This is a genomic window from Streptomyces paromomycinus, assembly GCF_003865155.1.
In the GTDB taxonomy this organism is placed as follows: Bacteria; Actinomycetota; Actinomycetes; order Streptomycetales; family Streptomycetaceae; genus Streptomyces; species Streptomyces chrestomyceticus.
Genome location: NZ_BHZD01000001.1, coordinates 728,286 through 749,886, shown reverse-complemented (window position 1 = coordinate 749,886; position 21,601 = coordinate 728,286). Strand labels below are relative to the sequence as shown.

Here is a 21,601-nt window from a genome sequence, read left to right as displayed (position 1 = left end):
GCCCACCGCAGTCCCCGTGCCACTCGCACCACTCTCCGAAGGGAAACACCATGTCCACATCGCCCGAGAACGCGGAATCCGGCGTCCGGATCCCGGCTCCGCCCCGCCCGCCCGCACCCGAGCCCGTCGCGCCCGCCCCGCCCCCGGCTCCGGCCGTACCGCGGCCGGCCCGCCCGAAGTCGGCGGCCGAGGAACCGCCGCCCTTCGAGGCCCCGGCGGCTCCCACGGCTCCCGAGCCGCCGGTTCCGCCGGAGATCCGGCACCCGTGACGGGTAAGGGGAACGCGCGTCCACCGTCGCGGCCGTCGATGTCCGCCGCGCCGAATGGGATACCCCGAACCGGGCACCCGGCGGGGCATGGGAATGCTCACGCGCATGGAAAAGACGGTGGAGCACTGGGAGAGCGCGCTGGTCGACAAGGTGCTCGGCAACGATCCGGTCGAGCTCTGCGACGACCTGCGACGTGAATGCGACCGCCACGCCGTGGTGTGCGGCCGGCGCCGCGTCCTCGTCCCCAACGCCTACAAGGTGGAACTGACCCCCGCCGTCCACGAGCAACTCGGCGAGCGTGACGGGCAGATCGGCCAGGAACTGACCGACGTCCTGGCCCGGCACGCCGCCGAGCACGACTACGAGTGGGCCGGTCCGCTCACCGTCCACGTGACCGGCGCCGAGGAACCCCTCGACGGGCGCTACCGCATCACCAGCCAGGCCATGCCCAACATACCGGCGGACGCGTTCAGCGAAACGCCCCCGGAAGCGCCCCGCACGACGGCCCCCTCCCCGTGAGACGTACCCCACACCACCCCGCGCCCGCGGTGCTCCTTTTGCTGTCAAACGCACGATATGCCCCCTCCGTTGGTCTGTATTGCGCCACTGATGGCCCGACCTGCGCCGACTGTTTTTGATCTGTGAGGAATGAGTGGTGTGGATCTGGGAACCCGCTCCCTCACATCGTCGTCGACGCAGGAAAGGGCGAGTCATGACAACGGCAGCAGTGCGGACTGTGGAACTCGGGAAGACGGCCGGTACGGACCGGCCGGCGAGCGAGTCGCGGGGCGTTGCCGAGGGACTGCCGTGGGTCGAGGACGCGGGGAAGGTCGCTCCCAAGGACGCGCGTGAGCTGTCCAAGCTGTTCTTCGAGCAGCTCTGCCACCTTGAAGAAGGCACGCACGAGTACCAGTACGCCCGCAACACGCTCATCGAGATGAACCTGTCCCTGGTGCGGTTCGCCGCCAGCAGGTTCCGCAACCGCGGCAGCGGCGAGATGGAAGACATCATCCAGGTCGGCACGATCGGCCTGATCAAGGCGATCGACCGGTTCGACCTGTCGCGCGAGGTGGAGTTCACCTCCTTCGCGGTGCCGTACATCGTCGGCGAGATCAAGCGCTTCTTCCGCGACACCAGCTGGGCGGTGCACGTCCCGCGCCGGCTCCAGGAGCTGCGGGTGGAGATAGCCAAGGCCAAGGAGCAACTGGCCGGCGCCCTCGACCGCGACCCCACGGTCAAGGACCTGGCCACCCATCTGAAGATCACCGAGGAAGAGGTCCTGGACGGTCTGGTCGCCGCCAACGGCTACGCCGCCGGCTCCCTGGACTCGCCCAACGAGCAGTCCGAGGACGGCCCGGCGAGCGGCAAGGCCCGTACGGTGGCCGACACCATGGGCGACACCGACCCCGCCATCGAGACCGTCGAGAACCTGCACGCTCTCGCCCCGCTGATCCAGGAGCTGGACGACCGGGAACGCCAGATCATCGAGATGCGGTTCGGCCAGGAGATGACGCAGTCCAAGATAGGCGAGGCGCTCGGCATCTCCCAGATGCATGTGTCCCGGCTCCTGGCCCGCACCCTCGGCAAGCTCCGCACGGGCCTGTGCGTCGAAGCCTGACGCGACCGCGCCACGACGTGTGGTGAAACCCCGTGAAAAACCCTACGGCCATGGAGGGAAAGAGACCGTGTTGACGGCCCACCCCGCGATTCTGCGGGATCTTGTCGAGCAGTACGAGACGCTGCGGGTGCTCCATGCGGAGGAGGGCACGCACGCGTCCCGGCAGCGGCTGGAGGACGTCTCGTACACCTTGTGCGTCTCGACGGGAACCCGGAGGACCGAGGACGCCCTCGCCGTCGCGCATCGGCAGCTCGCCGCCGCACCCCGCGTGACGGATGCCTCACCCCGGACCGAGGACGCGGCCCCGGCTGCCGGTACGGACGTGCGGCTGACCGCCTGAGCGCGGTGGCGTGAGCGCGCCCGAGCCCCCTTCCTGCCGTGGGCGGGAAGGGGGCTCGGTCTGTAGGTCCGGTCGCTCGGCTCTTGTGCTGCGAGGGCGGCGGCGCTGCCACGGCGTCCGCGGCGCGGGCGACGGTCAGCACGGAGCCCGCGCAGGCAGCGGCTGCGATCCCGGAGATGCTGTTCTGATGTTCGGGCAGACCGGCGAGGTCGACGTGCGCGCTGAGCCCCGGTCAGCCGGCCGTCGGCTGCGGCACGCCCCGCTCCGTGCCTTCCTTCAGTACGAGGGTGAGCAGGCCGGGGAAGCGGCGGTCCAGTTCCCGCGTGCGCAACGAGTTGATCCGGCGGGTGCCTTCGTCCCGCTGGCTGATGACGCCCGCCTCGCGCAGCACCCGCAGGTGCCGGCTGAGCGCGGACTTGGCGATGGGCAGGTCGAAGGTGCCGCAGGGCACCGCCGACTCGGTGGCGAGCCGCAGGACGATGCTCAGCCGGACCGGGTCGGTGAGCGCGCTCATGACGGCGAACAGGTCGAAGTCCCGCTCGTCGGGATGGAGCAGGGGGGAGGACGTACGGCTGGCCATGGCTTCAGTATCCCTCACCGGTCCCCTGCGTGACCTCCGTGACCGCCCATGGATTCATGTTCACTTTAACGCGAACATGGGTTACGGTCGTGCTCCTCGCTCGGCACCGAGCGCCCCACCGCGTGACCGGTGAAAGGAATCCGCCATGCCCGCGCACTCTCCCTCCGCCGCCCCTGTCGGCGTCGGCATCATCGGCCTCAGCGCCTCCGGCGGCTGGGCCGCCCGCGCCCATCTGCCCGCACTCGCCGCCGTACCGGGGTTCGAACTGCGTGCCCTCTCCGCCACCACCCCGGAATCCGCGCGCGCGGCGGGGGAGAAGTACGGCGTTCCGCTGGCTTTCGGCAGCGCCCGGGAACTCGTGCGGCGCGACGAGGTCGACCTCGTGGTCGTCGCCGTGAAGGTCCCGCACCACCGTGAACTGGTACTGGCCGCCCTCGAAGCCGGCAAGGCGGTGCTCAGTGAATGGCCGCTGGGCAACGGCCTCGCGGAGACCGAGGAGCTGGCCGCCGTCGCCGAGGCCAGGGGTGTCCGCACCTTCGTCGGGCTCCAGGCCCGCTCCGCGCCGCCCGTCCGGTACGTACGGGACCTGGTCGCCGACGGGTACGTGGGAGAAGTGCTGTCCACCAGCGTCATCGCCTCGGGCCGCCGCTGGGGGGCGCGGTTCGAGCCGGCCGGTGCGTACCTCCTCGACCGTGCCAACGGCGGCTCCCTGCTCACCATCCCCTTCGGGCACACCGTCGACGCCGTGACCATGGCCCTCGGCGAGTTCACCGGCCTCGGTGCCGCCATGGCGACCCGCCGCCCCAAGGTGCACAACGACGTGACCGGTGAACCGGCGCGGATGGACGTGCCGGACCAGATCGCCGTCAGCGGCGTACTCGAAGGCGGCGCGGTGGCCTCGCTCCACTTCCGCGGCGGCCTGTCCCGCGCCACCAACTTCCACTGGGAGATCAACGGGACCGCCGGCGACCTGCTGGTCACCGGCGACTCGGGGCATCTGCAGTTCGGCCAGGTCACCGTCTTCGGCGCGCGCGGAGCGGGTGCGGAGTTGGCGGAACTGCCGGTTCCCGGTTCGTACGACGCGGCGATTCCCGCGCTCGCCGGCCGCACCACGGAAGTCGCGTACACCGTGGCCCATGCCTACGAGCAGATCCGCCGCGACCTCACGGACGGCACCCACCACGCCCCGGACTTCGCCCACGCCGTCCGCCGCCACCGCCTGCTCGACCGGATCGAGCGCGTCGCCGGGTTCTGAGAGGCCGACGGCCCCGGAGCCCCGGTGTCCGGGCCGGAGAGCGCTGCGCGTCAGCGGCTCTCCAGCTTCCACCACTGGCCCGGGCGGTCCCGGTCCTCCCACTGCTGGACGTTGGCCCCCGGCTCCGTACTGTCGTCGGCGACCTCCAGCAGCAGCCCGCTGGCGTAGTTGGTCAGCGTGAACGTGCCGGGCTCGGCCACGTCCTGCTCCAGCAGCCACTCCTGCGCACCGTAGTTGTTGGCCTTCCACTGCTGGACGTTGGCGCCGTTCTCGGTGGAGGCGCCGGTGACGTCCAGACGCTTGCCGCTGCCCACGTTGGTCAGATGGCGCAGTCCGCTGCCGGGGTGGACCTCGGTGACCCGCCACAACTGGGCCGGTGAACCGTCCTCCGTGCCCTGCCGCACGTTCGCCCCGCTGCCCTTGCGGCCGTCCTCGACCTCCAGCAGCAGGCCGCTGCCCACATTGCGCAGCGCATACGCCCCCTCGCCGACCGCCGCGAGACCCTCGGCACCACTCACGTCCGCCCCTTTTTCCCTCGTCGCGGCCCGTCGCCGCCATATCGCTCAAGTGTACGAATGTGGGTGGGGCCGACGGGACTCCCGCGCCGGGAGGCAGTACGGGAGACGGCCGAATCATGATCGTCAGGGCTGTCGGGCGGACCGCTCGAAAATGGTCATGGTGCAGCCGCTGCGTTGACTGGCTCCGAGCCAATATACTCGGCATGGCTTCGGAGGCCCGTTTCCGTCGTGGGCGGGCTCCGGCCGAGGCTGCCTGGGTCGGGTGGTGCGGGGGATCGTCCGACTCGGGTCCAGCCGCTGCCCGGCCGCTCCTCCCGGCCCGCGTACGCGGGTGGTGGGGGGAAGGGAGGAGCGGCGGGCGGAACGGCGCCGGGACAGGGGACTTGGCGCCGTTCCCCATGCCCGTACGGGTGCGGGTCCGCTCAGGCCGGGAGGATTCCCGGCACGCACGCCGCGCCTTCGAGGCGGAGCAGCTGCTCCTTGCGGCCCAGGCCACCCGCGTAACCGGTGAGCGTGCCGTTGGCGCCGACGACCCGGTGGCAGGGGCGGACGATCAGCAGCGGGTTCCGGCCGATGGCGGTACCGACCGCGCGAACCGCGGCGCGCGGGGCACCGATGCGGGCGGCGATGTCGCCGTAGGTGCGCGTCTCGCCGTACGGAATGTCTTCCAGGGCCTGCCAGACGCGCTGCTGGAAGGGGGTGCCGCCGGACACGAAGGCGATGCCGAAGCGGGTGCGGCCGCCCTCGAAGTACGCGGTGAGCTGCGCGGCGATCTCCGTGAACGCCTCCGGGGCGTGGGTCCACGTCCCGTCGACCGTGGCGCCGCCCTTCTGGTCCGGTACGGACAGCGAGACCAGCGCGGTGCCGCCCGGCGCGGTGGCGGACGGCTCGCCCACCAGCAGCAGGTCGCCCAGCGGGCTGCCGAGTGTCGTGTGGACCGTCGTGGCCGTCATCGTCCGGCCCCTTTCTCTGTGCTGTGTGCTGTGTGCTGTCGAGCCGTTCGCCGGCTCGTCCGTCAGCCCCACTGTGCCGCCGCGATCACCTGACGGCTGGCGGTATCCGGACGTCGCGTTCCCGCCGGTGGGGCGGGGTGGGGGCGGAGCCCGTCGGTGTTCCGGCTGCGGGCGGCGCGTTCGGTACGCGGTCGACGCGCGAGCGGTGCCGGGAACCGGGTGGCGGGCACCGGCCGGGGCGGCCCCGTAGCGTATCGCGGCCCGCGAGGTGGCTGTCCTGGTCCGTGGCCCGCACGGCGCCTGCCCGGGCCCGCGGCCCGCCCTCCGTTTCCGCTGCTCGCGGGCGCCATGACCGGCCCGCTTCGTGGGCAGGATGACCATGGAGGACCCCGGCGGGCCGTGCGGCGGTGAGGCGGGGGAGCCGGGGCGGGGACCGGTCGAGGGGCTCCGGCGCACCCGTTACGATCGGCGGCATCGTGGCCGTCGCCGGGAGGAAGAGATGGGCTTGTTCCGCCGTGGACCGAAGCGGGACCCGCGCGAAGCCCCGCGTGACGGGGAGTTCTCGTTCTTCTCGGAGCGGGAGGGCGGCGTCTTCCGCTCCCAGGTCCGGCAGGCGTTCGCCGAGCGCGGCCTGGAGGTCACGGTGTACGCGGGGATGGTCGCCGACTCCGGCGGGCGGCAGTTCGGCCTGGGCAATCTGGCCGCGGTGTGCCACCGCGACCGGCGCGGCGAACGGGTGTGGCCCGCGATGATCCGCGACCACGTGGGCAAGGTGCTGCGCACCATGGACGGCCCGCAGCCGATGGAGACCCTGTCGGAGGACGAGATCCGGGCCCGGCTGTTCCCCCGGGTCGTCGCCGAGGAGACGCTGCCGCCCGCGGAGTCCTTCCGGTACGGGCGGGCGCCGGCCCCCGGGCTGCGCGAGGTGCTCGCCCTGGACCTGCCCGAGGCCGTGCAGATGCTCAGCGCGGACTCGCTGTCCGACCTCGGCGAGGTGGCCGAGCTGCGCATCAGGGCGCTGAACAATCTGCGGGCGCTGCCGGTGGAGGGGCACGAGACGGTACGGCGCGGGGACGGCTCGTCCTTCGAAGTGGTGCTGGGCGACTCGTTCTTCACCGCCAGCCGGGTGCTGGTCCTGGACGACCTGGTCGAGCGGATCATGGGGACGCCGCTGACCGGGGACGGCGCGCTGGTCGCGATGCCCTTCCGCCACCAGCTGGCCTTCCACCCCATCCACGACGCGCAGGTCGTCCCGGCGCTCCAGGCCATGGCGCAGTTCGCCGCGGCGGGCCACGAGGACGCGGCGGGGGCGATCAGCCCCAATGTGTTCTGGTGGCGGCGCGGTGCGATGACGCGGCTGAGCGAGCCGGACGGGGACGGGCTGCGGGTGGTCGTGGACCTCGAATTCCAGGACATGCTGGAGCGGCTGGTGCAGGACGAGGCGTGAGTGCGGCGGGCGGCCGGTGTGCGGGCTGACGAAAACTTTTCGTAAAGTCCGCTTCGGCGGGGAACCCCCTCCCGGGTCCGGTCGTTCAACTGGGTGAGGCCCCGCGTCATCCCCCGTGCGCGGGGCCTCACCAGCTCCGTGGCCAGGGGCCCGGCCGGTGCTCAGCCGTCGAGCCGTGCCCGCTCCTCCGCGCTGAGCAGCCGCGAGCGGATCAGGAAGCGCACCCCCTCGGGAGCTTCGAGCGAGAAGCCCCCGCCGCGTCCCGGTACGACGTCCACCGTCAGATGGGTGTGCCGCCAGCGGGCGAACTGGTCCGCCGCCATCCAGAAGTCCACGGTCTCGGCGACCCCGGGCACGGCCAGCCGCCCCAGCAGCACGTCCGCCGCGCCCGTACGGAATTCGCCCGCCGGGTAGCACATCGGGGAGCTGCCGTCGCAGCACCCGCCGGACTGGTGGAACATCAGCGGCCCGTGCGTCTCCCGGAGCCGCCGGAGCAGTTCTCCGGCCGCCGGGGTCAGGGCGATGCGCTCGGTACGGTCCTCGGCGCGGCGCTCGGTGACGTGCTCGGCCCCGGTGCTCATGGCGTCCTCCGGGGCGGTCCCGGCCTCTCGGGCCTGCAGCGGTTCATGTGCCCCTCCTTCGCCGTTCGTCTTCGTCCGGATCAGGTGCGGTGCCACTCCGGGTGCATGCCGCGGAGACGGCCGGCCGGTGCTGCCGTGCCGACGCTGCGAGCAGTGTAGTCAGGAGGTGTCCGGCCGTCCGGTACGGGCGGCCGGGCCACGGATCACCGCTGCCGGGCCACCCGGGCCGGCCCCGTACCTCGCCCGTACCTCGCGCGTGCCGAGCCGTACCGTGCCCCGTTCAGTGCACCGACAGGCCGCCGTCCACGAAGAGCGACTGCCCGGTGACGTACGCCGAGGCGCGGCTCGCCAGGAAGACCGCGGCACCCGCGAAGTCCTCCGCGAGACCGTTGCGTCCGGTCATGGTGCGGGCGGCCAGCGCCGCCACCTTCTCCGGGTCGGAGGACAGCCGGGCGTTGAGCGGCGTCATGACGAAGCCCGGCACGAGCGTGTTGCACGTGACGCCGTACGGTGACCACGCCTCGGCCTGTGAGCGCGCCAGCGACTCCAGCGCCCCCTTGGACACGCCGTACGCGCCGCTCTGGACGAACGCCCGGTGCGCCTGCTGGGACGTGATGTGGATGATCCTGCCGAAGCCCCGCTCGGCCATGCCGGGGCCGAAGCGCTGCCCCAGGAGGTAGGGCGCCTCCAGGTTCACCGCCATCGTGGTGTCCCACACGGCGTCGTCCAGTTCGCCCATCGGCGGCCGCAGGTTGACCCCGGCGCAGTTGACGAGGATGTCGGGCTCGCCGAACACGCCGGCCGCCCGGTCGGCGGCTTCGCGCACGGCCGCCCGCGTACCGAGGTCGGCGTTCACCCACGCCGCCCGGCAGCCGTCGGCCGTGAGCTCGTCGACCGTGGCCCGGAGTCCCGCCTCCTTGCGCGCCACGACCACGACGCTCGCGCCGGAGCGGGCGAGCGCCCCGGCGACGGAACGCCCGATCCCGGAGCTGCCGCCGGTCACCACGGCGACCGTTCCGTCCAGCGAGAACAGTTCGTTGAGATAGGTGTGCGAAGTCATTGCCGCACCTTAGACGGGGGCCGGGTGCCGTAGATCTCCGGGACGGCGGTACGGACACGCCTCGGGCGCGGCGGGACGACGACGGCCCGGACGCCCCGGGGGACCGGCGCCGGACCGGCGGTCCGGCACCCGGGGACAGCGGCCTCGGCCGTGCGGAATCGGCCGCCGGAGGTAGCGAACCAGCCGTTCTTGGCCCGGTCGGCGATCGCAGTCCGGGCAAGGCACGTATCAGGATGAAAGATGGACGAACCTGTCGGGTGTAAGGACGTCCCGACATATTCATGTCTATGGGGAGGGCTGTCGATGCCGTTAACCGGTCGTGAAGCGGAGCTGGCCCGGCTGGACGGGCTGATCGGGCGGGCCGGCGGCGGCGTACCGGTGATCGTCGCGGTGCGGGGTGAGCGGGGCGTCGGCAAGAGCGCGCTGCTGGAAGCGGTGGCGGCCCGCGCGGCGGACGCGGGCTTCCGGGTGGGGACCGCCGCCGGGGGGCCGGCCGTGCGGGACTCCCTGTTCGCCGCGGCCCGCCAGGCCCTCGGCCGCCCGGACGACGGGACGGACACCCTGGACGGTTACGTCGCCCGCGGCCGGGACGTCATGACGCGCACGCCCCTCGCGCTGTGCGTCGACGACCTCGTGGACGTGGACGCGTCGTCGGCGACCTGGCTGGTGGCCCTGGCCTCGCTCGACCGGCCCGTACCGCTGCTGATCGTCGCGGCGGCCGGCGACGACCCGGGAACCGGCCGGACGGCCGGCGCGGCCGAACTCCTCGCCCGCGCCGAGCACCTGGAGCTGACCGGCCTGCCCGAGGCCGGGATCGCCGAGTTCGCCGCGCGGCACTGCGGCCTCACCCTCGACGCCGCGGCGGCCGCCGTGTGCCACGAACTGACCGGCGGCAACCCCGGCCTGCTGCTCGCCCACCTGGCGGGCCGCCCCGGCCCGGCCGTCACCGCGCGGGAACTGCGCGGCGCGGCCGGACCCGAAGCGCTGCGATGTACCCGGCGGTGGCTCGACGACCTGCCCCGACCAGCCCTGGCCATGGCCAGGGCTGTCGCGGTTCTGGGCGACAGCGCGGAGGTCGCCCACGCCGCCGCGCTGGCCGAGCTGCCGGTGCCCGACGCCCTGCACGCGATCGACACCCTCGTGGCACGGCAGGTGCTCGCCAACCGGGTGCCGCCGGCGTTCCGGCACCCGCTGCTGGGCACCGCGGTGCTCGCCGGGATGCCCGTCGGCTCCCGGATCGCCGCGCACCTGAAGGTGGCCCGGTTCCTGCGGGACGAGCAGTGGGGCGCGGAACGGGTCGCCCAGCAGCTCGCCGCGGCGGGCCCGACCGGGCTGGACTGGGCGGTCGAGCCGCTGCGTGCCGCGGCACGCAAACTGCTGCACGAGGGGCGGGCCGAGGAGGCGAGCCGCTATCTGCGGTGCGTACTGCGGGACCGGCTGCCCGCGGACGTCCGCTCGGCCGTCCGGCGCGAACTGGCCGAGGCCGAGACCTTCGTCGACCCGGACCTCGCGCTGAGCGAACTGGACACCCTGCTGCGCGAGTCCGAGGACCCCGAGGTCTGCGCCGAACTGGCCCTGGACGTGGCCGGCATGCTCATCGACCGGGCCAGACCGGCGGACGCCGCCTCCGTGCTGGACGAGACGGCCGAACGGATCGGCCCCGGCCACCCGGCGGCGGTGCGCAGGCTCACCCTCCGGAAGGCGAGCGTCTCCCTGCTCGACGCGGCCGGCCCGTCGGCCGAGGCCCGCCGCCTGGCGGACGGGGACGCGGACGCACCGGAGCGGGTCGGCGGCGGACGCAGCAGGGAACTGGCCAACCTGCGGGCCGCGATCGCCGCCGACCGGGGAACGGACCGGGACGCGGCCCTCGCATCGGCGCGCGAGGCGCTGACCGGCGGGGAGGGCGGCGACCTCGGGCGCCTCTGGCAGAGCTGCGCCACCCTGATCCGCGCCGACGAACTCGTCGAGGCGCGGGCCCACTGCTGGCGCACCGGCAGGCTCAGCCAGGCCATGTCGGGCCGGCGGGCCGGGCTGGCGGCGGACATCTTCCGGGCCCGGATCTGCCGGGTCGCCGGGGACCTGCCCGGCGCGGTGGCGATCCTGCGGCCGGTGGTCGAGGAGATCGGCCCCGGCAGCGCCGCGCTGCCGACCGTCGCCGGCTTCGCGGTGGCCGGCCTGGTGGAGGCGCTGGCGCAGTCGGGCGACCAGGACGAGGCCGCCGCGCTGCTGGCCGCGCACGGCGTCGCCGGCCACGGCCCGGACGACGACCTGCACGGATGCTACGAGGGCCCGTACCTGCTCGCCGCTCGGGCGGCCCTGTGGCGGCTGCGCGGCGAGCCGGGCCGCGCGGCCGGGGATCTGCTGGCCGCCGGACGGCAGTTGGTGCGCCGGGGCGCCGTCAGCCCGGCGGTGCTGCCGTGGCGCTCCCGCGCGGCGCTCGCCCTGGCCGCTGACGGCGCCACCGACCGGGCCGAGACCCTGGCACGCGAGGAACTGGAGGCCGCCCGCCGCTGGGGCACGCCCCGCACGATCGGCGTCGCCCGGCACGCCCTGGCGATGACCCGGTCGGGGGAGCGCAGGCTGATGCTGCTGACCGAGGCGGTGCGCCACCTCGAAGCGTCACCCGCCCGTCTGGAACTCGCCGTGGCCAGGGCCGACCTGGGCGCCGCGCTGCGGTCCGCCGGGCGGGCGGCCGAGGCGGACCGCGAGGGCGCGGCGGCGCTGGCCCTGGCCGGTGAGTGCGGTGCCACGCCGCTGGCCCGGCGGCTGCGTGCGGCGCCGGAGCCCGTACCGGCCCACGACAAGCCGGTCCGTACCCATCCGCTGCTGACCCCGCAGGAACTGAAGATCGCCGGGCTGGCCCGGAGCGGACACACCAACCGGCAGATCTCCCAGATGCTGTTCCTGACCATGCGTACGGTGGAGTTCCACCTGTCCGGCGTGTACCGGAAGCTGGGTATATCCGGGCGCCAGGGGCTGGCCGAGGCGATTCCGGCGGAGCCGTCCGCCGAGCCGCCGGAGGACCAGGCACGCCCGGCGGCCCAGCAGGCCGACGGCCGCACCCGCCGCACCGGGCCCGAACCGTGCTCCTGCTCCCGGACCCTGCCGCCCGGTCAGCCGTGCGCCGACGCCCCGGTCCGGCCGTCCCGGTGGCACGACGGCCCCCGGTCCGCGGAGCTGCGGCCCAGCCGGTCGAGGTGACGGGCGGGCCCGCCGCACGGGGGCGGCGGGCCGGGAGGCACTGCGGGACGGAGAGTCAGCGCACCGGCAGCGACGGCAGGTCGGAGACGATCCGGCCGGCCAGGAAGCGCAGGTGGTTCTCCTCGCTCAGGGTCAGGCCGAGCCGGTTGTTCGCCAGGTGCGCGCAGCGCAGCAGGATCAGCGTGGTGGCCGGGTGCGGCAGTGCGGCCAGGTCGGGGCCCTGGTTGAGTGGCGAGCGGGCCCACTCGGAAGTGAACGTGCCGGCGTCCTCCCAGCCGCTGAGCCGGTCCCGCAGCGTGCGCAGCGACCGCAGCCAGTGCGCCTGCGGGGTCGCCCCGGTGGGGTCCGGGGCGAGCTGCCACACGCGCAGCGCGCGTTCCCGCAAGTGGTCCCGCCGGGCCAGGTAGTGCTCCTCGGTGGCGGCGGGTTCGGCGCCCTCGGCGAAGGGGATCAGCGGCTGCCCGCTGTCCACCCACTGGGCGCGCAGCTCGTCGCAGAGGGCCAGTACGGCCAGCATCAGGTCGAGGGCGATCGCCGCCCGCTGCTGGCCGGTCGTACCGGCCGCGATCAGCGCCAGGGCCAGTTCGCTGGACTCCTGGAAGTGCTGCTCGGTCGCGGCCATGGCCGGGCCGTGCCCGTACACCGCGTGCTCGCGCAGGTACGGCAGGAACTCGACGGTGTTGTTGGGCCGGAGTTCCCGGTCGTGATCGGAGAGGTCTTCCAGGGCGGCCAGTTCGCCGGCCAGCCCGGCGTACCGCGTGCGGTCCACCGTGTCGGGCGCCGGGTGGTCCCGCAGGAACGCGCCGACCGCCGTGGCCACCCGCTGCCGTAGCTCGCGGGAGGCCGCCGTACCGGTGGGCAGGAAGCGCATCCGAACGTGCGGGCCGCCTTCCCAGTACCGCAGGAAGAAGTACCGGTGCAGCAGCCCGTCGGCGGACAGCGCCTTGACCAGCGGCCGCAGACAGCCGGTGAGCAGGGCGTCGTGGCCGGTGTCCTGGAAGACGTGGGCGCAGACCCAGTCGGACGCCCCGGCGGTGCCGGGGTCCAGGGTGCGGTCAGCTGTGGCCATGGTGGCCGACCTCCACGAGGTGTTCGGTGACGCGGGCTCCGGCGTCGCCGTAGTGCGGCGCGGCGGACGGGTCGGGCAGGGCTTCCTGGAGGAACAGCAGGTTGCCCCGCTCGGCGAGCATCCGCTCGAACAGGCCGGTCAGAAGCAGGTTCGCGAAGTCGATGTACAGCGGTTTGCGGGACTTGAGCTGCCAGACGTTGCCGTCGGTCAGCATGGACGGGTCCAGCGCGCGCACGAAGCAGCGCTCGGGGACGCCGTGTTCGCGCAGCCAGGCGGCCAGCCGCAGCAGGTACGGGCGGTCCGCCTCGCCCTTGGCGCGTACCGGCGCCTCGTCGGTGCGGAACACCCACTGGCGGCGGCTGACGGTGACCGTGCCGATCGTGATCCTGGGCTCGTGCAGCAGGCCCTGTGCCGTGGCGGGGGAGATGTCGCCGAACATCCGCCGTCCGGGGATCAGCAGTGTCGGCGTGTCGCCGAACGCCTGGATCAGCAGCCGCATCGCCGGCGGCAGCCAGAACTCCGCGATCAGGCTGGGGTGCACCGGCCGCACCTCGCGGTCGCGGGTGCGCGACCACAGTACGAGGAGGTCCAGCGCCGGGTCGTGGCGCACCTCCAGGTCGCGCAGCGGGATGCGCCGCTCCGCCGGGCGCGGGCTCGCCGAACCGGGGTAGTCGAGCTCGTCGGTCATGGTCAGGTCGCGCAGACCCACGTTGCTGCCGTAGTGGCGGCAGGTGTCCGCCAGGATCACGTCGCCGGGCGGGCCGGACGGTTCGCCCGCCACCGTGACGCCGGCCTGGCCGAGCAGCCGCCGGATGCGGTCGCGGCCCCGCCCGTGCCCCGCGTTGACGGCGTTCACCACGAACCCGGCCGGATCCGCGGGCCCGCCGGTCAGCTGGCCGTAGAACGCGACCGAGCCGGGCGGCCGCATCCACGCGGGCCAGCTGTCGGCCAGCGCGGCCAGCCGCGCGGGGTCGACGTGCACCACCCCGTCGGCGTCCGGCCGCGCGTTCAGGGCCGCGCCGGTGAGCCCGGCCCGTACCCGCAGCAGCTCCTTGATCCGGGGCAGCGGGCTGTCCGCGAGCGGCGCGTAACCGTGCTGCGAGACGGACAGCAGGCCGGGCAGCTGCGGGTCCGTACGCATCTCTTCCTGGACGGCACGGTGGAACGCGAGGAACGGCACGCTCGCGCCGGTCCCGAAGCGCGTGGTGAACAGCCGGGCCAGCGCCACCCGGCCGGGCAGCGCCGGGTCGAGCGCCGCGTAGCAGCGGCGGACGGTGTCCAGGTCGCGCAGCACCGGTTCCCACGCTGCCCGGTCCTGGGCCGGCGGCGGCCCGACGAGCAGGGCGTTCTCGATGATGTAGTTCTTGGGCGGCACGACGACGTGCTCGGGGCCGACGAGTTCGGCGACCCGGCCCAGCGCCCGGTGGATCTCCTGGGTGCGCCGTTGGCGGGCGTCCGGGTCGGTCAGCTCCGGGTATCCGTCCAGCAGCGCGGCCACCTCCTTGAGCCGCGCCGACACCTCGGCCAGCTCCGGGCCGCCGGTGTCCACCCACGCCCGCAGTTCGGCGAGCGGGTCCGCCGCCTGCTCGGAGAAGGGGGGCACGGTCTCCAGCACACCGACTTCGGTGAGCCGCGCGACATAGCGCTCGGCCTGCTCCGGGGAGGCGCCGCTCCGCTCGGTCAGGTGGGCGGCCACCTCGTGGCGCGGGCGGGCGCCGTCGGCGAGGAAGTCCAGGCATGCCTGGACCGGCGGGGACACCGGCAGGGTGCGCAGCGGCTCCTCCTCGCCGGGGCCCAGGAACTCCCAGTGCCCGTCGCCCTGGTGGGCGCTCGGGTTGACGCGCAGCCGGACGGCGGGCGCCAGGGCCGGGTGCTCGCGCAGCCGCCGGACGAGCTGCTGGACGAGCCAGAGGTTGATCTCGACGGTGTCGCGCACCGCCGGTCCGGCCGCGTCCGGGCGCGGACCGTCCCAGCGGCCGAGGCCGCTGACGGTGAAGGTGCTGAACGGGCTGGTCTTGGCCGCCACCCGGGCGAGGTACTTGGCCAGCCGGAGCGCCAGCTTGCGGTCCGGCACGGCGCCTTCGGGACGCGCCAGCCACTTGCGCAACTGCTCGTGGAGGACCGGGCTGCCCTGGATCAGGCCGTGCCGGAACACCGGCTGTGCGGCCGCCTCGCGCAGGACGGCGTGGCGGTCGGCCGCGTCCTGCGGGAGCAGGCCGTCGAGGGCGGCGGTGCCGGCCCGGTGGGCCGCCAGCAGCTCCGCCCACCGTTCGACGTCCGCCACCACCTCGGCGGGCAGGGCGGCGCGCACCTCGTCGTTCCAGCAGCGCTCACCCGGCGTCCGCTGGTTGTGCACCGCGCGGCGCAGCGCGACCAGCGCCGCCTTGACGCCGGTCTCCTGCCCGATCAACGCGTAGAGCGCGTCGGAGAGTTCCGCGCCCCGGTCGGCCAGTTCCCGCGCGCCGTCGAGCAGCGCGCCGGTCCGCCGCCACACCTCGTCCGACCGCAAATCGTCCAGCACCGACACCGGCAGACCACCGATGCGTACGCCGAACGTGTCCGCGACGTGGAAGCCACTCATCGTTGTCCCTGCCTTCGCGTGCGGGTCGGTTCTGGTCGTGCGGGGAAGCGGCCCCGGCCGTACGGGGAACACGGGGAAGCGGACGGCCGGGGCGTCACGGGAACGGGTGCGGATGCGGGTTGACGTCGGCCGGCTCCAGCGGCCCGTCCCGGTACCCGAGCCGGGCCGGCAGGTCGTACAGCCGGGGCAGGCCGTGGGTACGGCTCATCCGGTGCCCGAAGGTCATCGGCAGCAGACCGGGGATGATCACCTTCGCGCAGGCGAAGCCGGCGGCGCGGTGCTCGTCGGTGGTCTGGTCGACCACGATCACGTCCAGGCCGCGGGCGGTGAACTGTTCGACCACCTCGGCGAGGTCGTCGCGGAGGTCCGTGTTGCGCGGCCGGCAGGTGGCGCGCGCGAACGCCTCGGCCACCGGCCGCGCGGTCTCCTCGCCGGGCAGGAAGGCGAACCGGTCGTAGGCGTCCGGATGGCAGTACAGCAGCGCGTGGTCGCGCATCTCCCGCACCTGGTGCGGGTCGGCGACCATGCCCTCGATCCGGCGCAGTTCCTCGCGGTAGGCGGCGCGGTTCCAGCCCAGGTTCGCGGTCAGCTCCAACAGGCCGTTGAGCAGCGCCTTCTCGGGGTCGAAATGGGCGCCGGCGGCACAGATCGCGGCGGGTTCCACCGCGTCCCCGGGGTGTACGGCCATCACCCAGGACGTGGCGATGCCGTGTTCCGGCGTGGTCGCGAACGCGGCGACCCGGTGTCCGGTGTCCTGCCGGATGCGTTCCACCAGCAGCCGGATCGCCGGGTCGGCCACGGTGTCCAGGTCCACGCGCGGCACCGGCAGCCGGGCGTACCAGGTGAGCAGGAAGGCGTCCCGCTCGGCCAGCTCCAGGATGCCGTGCAGCGCGGCCTCCTCCAGGCAGCCGCCGAGGGCGCAGCCGTTGGAGACCTCGTACGCCAGCGGGCGGGCCGTCTCGTTGCCGTGCCGGGTGCGGTAGTAGGCGTAGTCCTCGGGCACCAGCACGGGGCCGCCGCGGCCGAAGGAGTGCCCCCACACCCAGTTGATCTCCAGGTCGGGGGTGAACGCCGGATAGGGGAATTCCGGGTCGGCGTAGCGGTCCGGCGGGTACAGGCCCAGGTCGGTGGGGCGGACCGCGCGGTCGGCGACCTGCTCGTAGCCCGCGCGGACGGCCGTGCGCCGGCCGCCGGGACGGGCGCCGCCCAGCCGCTCCAACGCCTCGGCCAAGGCTGTGCGTTCGCAACCGGTGTAGTCCAGTCCGCGGCCGAAGCCCGCCTCCTGGATGCCGTCGGGCAGCCGCAGCGGCGCCGAGACCATGGGGTAGGCGTAGTCGGTCCGTACGTCGAGCTGCTGGACGATGCCGGTGTGTCCGTCCACGTACGTCCGCAGCAGACCGTCCCAGCCGGTGTCGAGGCTGCGGACGCGGTAGGTGTCCCGGTCGAGCTTGGGCCGCGGGGTGTCCATCAGGACCGGCGGTCCGTCGTCGGGAAGGCTGCCGCAGCGGGGGCAGCAGGGGTCGGGGAGGAACGGGTGGGAGTCGGCGGTGAGTCCGGCCAGGCCGATGATGGTGATCGCGTTGCGGGTGCCGGCGCGCTCCGGGTCGTCGAGCACGGCGGCGGCTTCCGCCTCCACGAAGGCCGCGACGGTGTCGCGCGCCCAGGCGGACAGAAGGGGGGACGGCCGTTCGGCGAGCCGGTCGCCGTGCCGGCGCAGCAGTTCGGCGCGGGGGCTGTCCTGTCCCAGGGCCCGCTGCCTGCGGGTACGGGCGCACTGCGCGCAGCCCGGCCGGCCCGGCAGTTCGAGCGGCCCGATGACGACATTGCCCAGCTCCACCCGGACGGGCAGCCACGGCAGGTCCGGCCGGCCGGTCCGGTCGGCGTCCTGCCAGCCGTCGTCCACGGTGAGCAGTGCGGCGCACCGGTCGCTGTCCTCGGCGGCCGGCGGGTGCCGGCGGGAGACCGCCGCGCGGACCGCCTGGGCGAGCAGTCCCTCGCCCCGTACCGCGAGTCCGGCCGGCCGGTCCGCCACGTTCCCCTGCTGCATCCTTCGCACGTCCCGTCTTCCAAGTCCCGTCAGTGGCACCGGGCCGTGTCCGGCGCGCGGAACGCGCCGGACACGGCCCTGCAGCGCGGCCTGATCAGCAGCAGCAGCAAGAACAGCAGCTCGCGGGCGAGCCCTTCGAGGTGCAGTTCGAAGCGCCGATCTCGACCATGGCGTGGCCGACGTTGATCGACTCCAGGGTGGAGCCGGGGGCCGTCGGGAGAATGTCGAGCTGGTCCACGCTCAGGTCGTCGAGGTCCAGCACCAGGTTCGCGTCCATGTCGTGTCCCTCCTTCCTCTGTGGGTGACGACTGCGGGCGGCGGTCGCCCGCTGTCCGAGCTGATTCTGTGATCCGCGGGGGCCCCGGGTCTCTACGGAGCACCCGTAGGGTCTGCCGTGGGCCCGTGGCCTACGGTGCCTGTGGTCACCAGTCCAGCGGGGGTTCGTACTGGGAGGTGGCCTGCCGCCGGCCCAGCACGATCGCGAAGATCGGTACGTGTGCGTCCCCGCCGCCCAGCAACTCCCGTACGACCCGGTCGTCGTACCCGTTGGTGATCCGGGCCGCGAGGCCCTCGGCGGCGGCCAGCACGCTCAGCCGCTGGGCCACGATGCCGCCCTCGTGGTGCAGGACGCGGTAGCCGCGGTCCCCGAACCGGTGGGCGCCCTCGTAGCGGTCCACGGTGAGGAAGACGACCGCGTTGGCGCGCGCGGTGTTCACCGAGGGCGTGCGGTCGCACAGCATGGCCACCGCAGGCCGCCCGTCGCGTCCGGGTACGGGGACGAGTGCGGGGGACGGGTCCAGCCGGTACAGGCCTGCGGTCCGGCCTGTGGTGTTGAGGGCCAGTACGTGGCAGTCCAGCAACGGCCGCAGCGGTGTGCCGCCGTGGTCGGAGGGCACCGGGTCCAGTGCGTACCGCAGGAGGTCCGCGAGCTGCCGCTGCGGCAGCGCTGCACGGTCCGGCTGGAACATCCGCCCGCCCGAGTCCCGGCGCCGCAGCGCGTCGCCCAACTCGACGCTGCCCGGCGGCCGCTCGTCGTCGGCGAAGGGCTCCGCGGGGCCGTCGGCGGGCCGGTGGAACGGGGCGGGGGCGACCGGTTCGAAGCATGCCTCACCGGTCAGCCGGCTGCCGGCGTCCAGGGTGGTCAGCCGGGACCAGCGCGCCGTGTCCTCCCGGTTGGTACGGACGTGCTCCGTCACGAGGGGCGTCAGCTCCCGCGCCGGAGCCGCGGCCACGCCGTCCCGCGCCCCGATCTCCAGCACGGCGAACGTGGTCTCCTCCGTGCCGTCCAGGCCCAGCGCCCGGTTCACCGGCTCGTCCAGGAACCGGTGGTGGACCCGGGCGTCCAGACCGAGCGCACCGGCCACCAGCAGGGCGTTGCCGGCAACCATGCCGGACTCCTGCGCGCACAGCCGGTAGGCGTAGTCGCGGTACCGGAAGGCGGTCTTGCGGAAGTACGCCGAGAGCAGGACCAGCGCGGCCGTGTCACGGCCCTTGCAGGCCACCGCAGCCCGCAGTTCCTCCGGGATGCCGCCGGGGCGCAGCGCGGTCAGCGCGTGGTGGAGCGGGTCGTAGTGGTAACACCCCGCCGGTACGTCCCCGGTGTCGCCGTCCAGCCACACGTACAGTTCCACCGGGTAGAAGCAGCGCGCCGAGGCCACCAGCCGGTGGTACGGCCACGCGGCCTGCGGGCCCAGCTCCATCCGGCCGAGGCCGTAGGTGTGGTGCAGCAGCGCGGACAGTGTGCTCCCGTCCCAGGGCCTGCGCGGCGGGCCTTCGGGGTGCCGCTCCCGGAAGCCGGGGAAGGACCAGCGCGCGTCGCCGATGCGCCGGGGCGGGGCGGTCAGTACGTGGCGGGGCAGCCCCCGGTAGGTCTTGCTCGACAGCGGATCTTCCGGCCCGCCCTCAGAACCGTGCCCCTCGGCGAACAGCTCCCGTACGCCCTCGAAGGTGTCGTACCAGAACCGCAGCCCCAGCGCTCCGGCCTCGTCGGTGGCGGCCCCGGTCATCCGGCGAGCACCACCCGTACGACGTTCGGCAGCACCTCGTGCACGGCCGGGTCGTGGTCGAGCGGCACCACGACGGGGGACTGGCCCCGCGAGGCCAGCGCCTCCACCAGCGCGGGCAGGTCCGCGTCCGCCGGTACGGCCGCGCCGTCCGGCCCGCGCGGCGGCGCGCCGAGTCCGGGGACCGGCTGCGGAGCGTAGGCGGACTCGCCGGTCAGCTCGGCCTGCCGGTCCAGCAGGACCAGTTCGAGGCCGTCGGTGACCGCGCCGGGGCCGCAGGTCACCCCGACCGGCCGGACGCCTTGCCACCAGGCCAGCACCGGCACACCGAGCGCCGTACCGATGTCGGCGACCGTGCCCTCGCCGCCCGCCGGACGCAGCATGTCCAGATGGCGGCGGCCCGCCTCGTCCAGCGAGGCGCCCGCCACGTCCAGCCGGACCGGCTCGGCCGCGCCCGTCCGCACGTCCTCCGCCGCCAGCCGCGCACACTGCTGCGCGACCGCCTCGGTGACCGCCCCGGACCAGTCGAGTGCGGCGGCCACGCCGGGGCCCGATGTGAACACGTCCCCGGCCGGGACCGTCGTGACCTCCTTGCCGGCGAGGTCCCAGCCCCGTACCGACCCGTCGTCGGCGAAGCGCCGCGGATCGGCCGCCGTCACCGCGTACCGGGCCAGCCCGCGCAGCGCCGCCCGCTGCCGGGCCTCGGCGAAACCGGTGCCCCAGCCGAAGACCCGCTCGCCGGCCCCCTCGGGCCGTACCGCCTCGGTCACGTTCAGCGGCAGCTGCGTGAAGTCGCCCTCCTCCAGCGCCCGCAGCACTCCCGTGTACCGGTCGAAGCAGGCCGCGGCGCGTGCGGAGAACTCCGCCGGAAGCAGCGGCTCGGCCGAGCGGAGGCGTTCGACGCGCTGCCCGAACTCCTCGGTGCTCTCTTGCGGCGCGTCCACCGTCGACGGGTGGGGGAGGAAGGGGTGCGTCGAGGTGCGCAGGGTCTCCAGGTCGATCCGGGTCACCGTCGGCGGCCCGTCGTCCCGGGCGCCCGTCAGCGCGGTGAAGCAGGCCAGGCCCAGGTGACCGGCGACCACCGCCGCGGTCGGCCCGGTGAGGAAGGTGCTGGGCCGCGACGGCTCCGGCGCCGCGAGGCGCTGCCAGGCCGACGCCCAGGCGGCGCCGGACGGCCCCAGCCACGCCACGTCGTCCAGCACGACGCCCTGGACCAGCAGCTGACCGGCCCGCTCGCACAGCCGGTGCAGCCGTACGGCCCGGTCCGTCACCGGCGCCGAGGACACGTGCAGGACGGCGTCGGCGCCCTCCAGCGCCGCCGCGAGTTCCGCGTCGGAGTCGCCGGACAGCACCGTCCGGATCAGCTCCTGGTCCGGATCGCGCCGCTCGGACCCGCCGGTCAGTTCGGTCAGCCGGTCCTCGTCGGTGGGGAACTCCGGGGTGCACACGGCGCGCAGGCGCCGGACGCCCGAGTGCAGCGCCGAAGCGATCAGCGCGGTGAACGCGGGCCCGGCGCCCAGCACCACCACCGAGCTGTTGCGGTACGTCTCGAAGCGCCGGGCCGCCGAACCGCGGTGGTACTCCACGAAGGCGATCTCCGGCGCGTACGTCTCCAGCTCGCGGTCCGTCAGGCCGTGCGGCTCGTCGGCTTCGGCGTCGGTCAGGCAGCCACCGTCCTCCAGGCGCTTCAGCAGGGCCGCGACCACGGTCCGCTTGTCGTCCGGAAGGCCGCGCAGCAGGTCGTCCAGGGTGACGGTGCCGTTCAGGTGCGGCGCCAGCCGGTCCACCCACTGGTAGATGGCGCCGCCCCGCAGTTCGAGGTTGGCGCCCGCGCCGAACAGGTGGACCCCGTCCGCGGTGGGCACGTACAGCACGTCGGGCTTGAGTTTCGGTCGCATCGTCTGTCCTCGGGGTCGGCGGATCGCCCCCGAGTGTCACCACCGCCCGCGCGAGACGTCTCTACGGCCGGACCGTAGACCGACCACAGTGATCGGGCGGCGGTCCGGGCGACGCCCGGCGGCGGTTCGCGTGGAAAAACTCCGTACACCGTACGCGGAAAGTGTGGGAGAGTACCCCGGC

The 21,601-nt window shown here is 74.1% G+C and carries 18 protein-coding genes; 7 read left to right on the top strand and 11 right to left on the bottom strand.

Annotation, left to right across the window (positions count from 1 at the left end; genetic code table 11):
- The first annotated feature begins 50 nt into the window (after positions 1-50).
- From OEIGOIKO_RS02955 to OEIGOIKO_RS02940, 4 genes are all read left to right on the top strand, one after another.
- Positions 51-269, top strand: a complete 219-nt coding sequence (locus tag OEIGOIKO_RS02955) for a hypothetical protein (protein WP_170251520.1) — start codon at positions 51-53, stop codon at positions 267-269.
- A 105-nt stretch (positions 270-374) separates the two neighbouring features.
- Positions 375-788 carry a DUF3662 domain-containing protein gene (locus OEIGOIKO_RS02950; protein WP_125051563.1) on the top strand — a complete coding sequence of 138 codons (414 nt, stop codon included), beginning with the start codon at positions 375-377 and terminating at the stop codon, positions 786-788.
- A gap of 193 nt (positions 789-981) precedes the next feature.
- Entirely contained in the window at positions 982-1,887 is a 906-nt protein-coding gene (locus tag OEIGOIKO_RS02945) for an RNA polymerase sigma factor SigF (RefSeq protein ID WP_246177166.1), read from the top strand.
- Between the two features lie 67 nt (positions 1,888-1,954).
- A complete protein-coding gene (locus tag OEIGOIKO_RS02940; protein WP_125051561.1) occupies positions 1,955-2,227 on the top strand; it encodes a DUF5133 domain-containing protein in 273 nt (90 codons plus the stop codon).
- Positions 2,228-2,459: 232 nt separating this feature from the next.
- On the opposite strand, the gene OEIGOIKO_RS02935 is transcribed toward OEIGOIKO_RS02940, so the two are convergent.
- Positions 2,460-2,807 carry an ArsR/SmtB family transcription factor gene (locus tag OEIGOIKO_RS02935; protein WP_125051559.1) on the bottom strand — a complete coding sequence of 116 codons (348 nt, stop codon included), beginning with the start codon at positions 2,805-2,807 and terminating at the stop codon, positions 2,460-2,462.
- Positions 2,808-2,952: 145 nt separating this feature from the next.
- On the opposite strand from OEIGOIKO_RS02935, the gene OEIGOIKO_RS02930 reads away from it, so the two are divergent.
- A complete protein-coding gene (locus OEIGOIKO_RS02930) occupies positions 2,953-4,062 on the top strand; it encodes a Gfo/Idh/MocA family protein (protein ID WP_125051557.1) in 1,110 nt (369 codons plus the stop codon).
- Positions 4,063-4,112: 50 nt separating this feature from the next.
- Here OEIGOIKO_RS02930 and OEIGOIKO_RS02925 read toward each other — a convergent pair whose 3' ends face one another.
- Positions 4,113-4,580 (bottom strand): RICIN domain-containing protein, encoded by a 468-nt coding sequence (locus OEIGOIKO_RS02925; protein ID WP_125043517.1) that lies wholly within the window; start codon positions 4,578-4,580, stop codon positions 4,113-4,115.
- A 422-nt stretch (positions 4,581-5,002) separates the two neighbouring features.
- A complete protein-coding gene (locus OEIGOIKO_RS02920; protein ID WP_125051555.1) occupies positions 5,003-5,533 on the bottom strand; it encodes a methylated-DNA--[protein]-cysteine S-methyltransferase in 531 nt (176 codons plus the stop codon).
- 499 nt (positions 5,534-6,032) lie between these two features.
- On the opposite strand from OEIGOIKO_RS02920, the gene OEIGOIKO_RS02915 reads away from it, so the two are divergent.
- A complete protein-coding gene (locus OEIGOIKO_RS02915) occupies positions 6,033-6,980 on the top strand; it encodes a hypothetical protein (RefSeq protein ID WP_125051553.1) in 948 nt (315 codons plus the stop codon).
- Positions 6,981-7,141: 161 nt separating this feature from the next.
- On the opposite strand, the gene OEIGOIKO_RS02910 is transcribed toward OEIGOIKO_RS02915, so the two are convergent.
- Positions 7,142-7,561: a DUF779 domain-containing protein gene (locus OEIGOIKO_RS02910; protein WP_125051551.1), complete on the bottom strand. Its 420-nt coding sequence runs from the start codon at positions 7,559-7,561 to the stop codon at positions 7,142-7,144.
- A 280-nt stretch (positions 7,562-7,841) separates the two neighbouring features.
- Positions 7,842-8,621, bottom strand: coding sequence for an SDR family NAD(P)-dependent oxidoreductase (locus tag OEIGOIKO_RS02905; RefSeq protein ID WP_125051549.1), 780 nt, complete (start codon positions 8,619-8,621; stop codon positions 7,842-7,844).
- 303 nt (positions 8,622-8,924) lie between these two features.
- Here OEIGOIKO_RS02905 and OEIGOIKO_RS02900 point away from each other — a divergent pair, with 303 nt between their 5' ends.
- A complete protein-coding gene (locus OEIGOIKO_RS02900; RefSeq protein ID WP_246177165.1) occupies positions 8,925-11,822 on the top strand; it encodes a helix-turn-helix transcriptional regulator in 2,898 nt (965 codons plus the stop codon).
- 55 nt (positions 11,823-11,877) lie between these two features.
- Here OEIGOIKO_RS02900 and OEIGOIKO_RS02895 read toward each other — a convergent pair whose 3' ends face one another.
- From OEIGOIKO_RS02895 to OEIGOIKO_RS02870, 6 genes are all read right to left on the bottom strand, one after another.
- Complete coding sequence (locus OEIGOIKO_RS02895; protein ID WP_125051547.1) at positions 11,878-12,891, bottom strand: lantibiotic dehydratase C-terminal domain-containing protein; 1,014 nt, start codon at positions 12,889-12,891, stop codon at positions 11,878-11,880.
- Complete coding sequence (locus tag OEIGOIKO_RS02890) at positions 12,878-15,472, bottom strand: lantibiotic dehydratase (protein WP_125051545.1); 2,595 nt, start codon at positions 15,470-15,472, stop codon at positions 12,878-12,880. Before OEIGOIKO_RS02890 ends, OEIGOIKO_RS02895 begins: the two co-directional genes overlap by 14 nt.
- 94 nt (positions 15,473-15,566) lie before the next feature.
- Positions 15,567-17,519 carry a TOMM precursor leader peptide-binding protein gene (locus tag OEIGOIKO_RS02885; protein WP_125051543.1) on the bottom strand — a complete coding sequence of 651 codons (1,953 nt, stop codon included), beginning with the start codon at positions 17,517-17,519 and terminating at the stop codon, positions 15,567-15,569.
- A gap of 94 nt (positions 17,520-17,613) precedes the next feature.
- Positions 17,614-17,796, bottom strand: a complete 183-nt coding sequence (locus OEIGOIKO_RS02880) for a hypothetical protein (protein WP_125043509.1) — start codon at positions 17,794-17,796, stop codon at positions 17,614-17,616.
- Positions 17,797-17,941: 145 nt separating this feature from the next.
- Positions 17,942-19,525 carry a SagB family peptide dehydrogenase gene (locus tag OEIGOIKO_RS02875; RefSeq protein WP_125051540.1) on the bottom strand — a complete coding sequence of 528 codons (1,584 nt, stop codon included), beginning with the start codon at positions 19,523-19,525 and terminating at the stop codon, positions 17,942-17,944.
- Positions 19,522-21,420, bottom strand: a complete 1,899-nt coding sequence (locus OEIGOIKO_RS02870; protein ID WP_174857115.1) for a hypothetical protein — start codon at positions 21,418-21,420, stop codon at positions 19,522-19,524. Before OEIGOIKO_RS02870 ends, OEIGOIKO_RS02875 begins: the two co-directional genes overlap by 4 nt.
- Positions 21,421-21,601 lie beyond the last annotated feature (181 nt).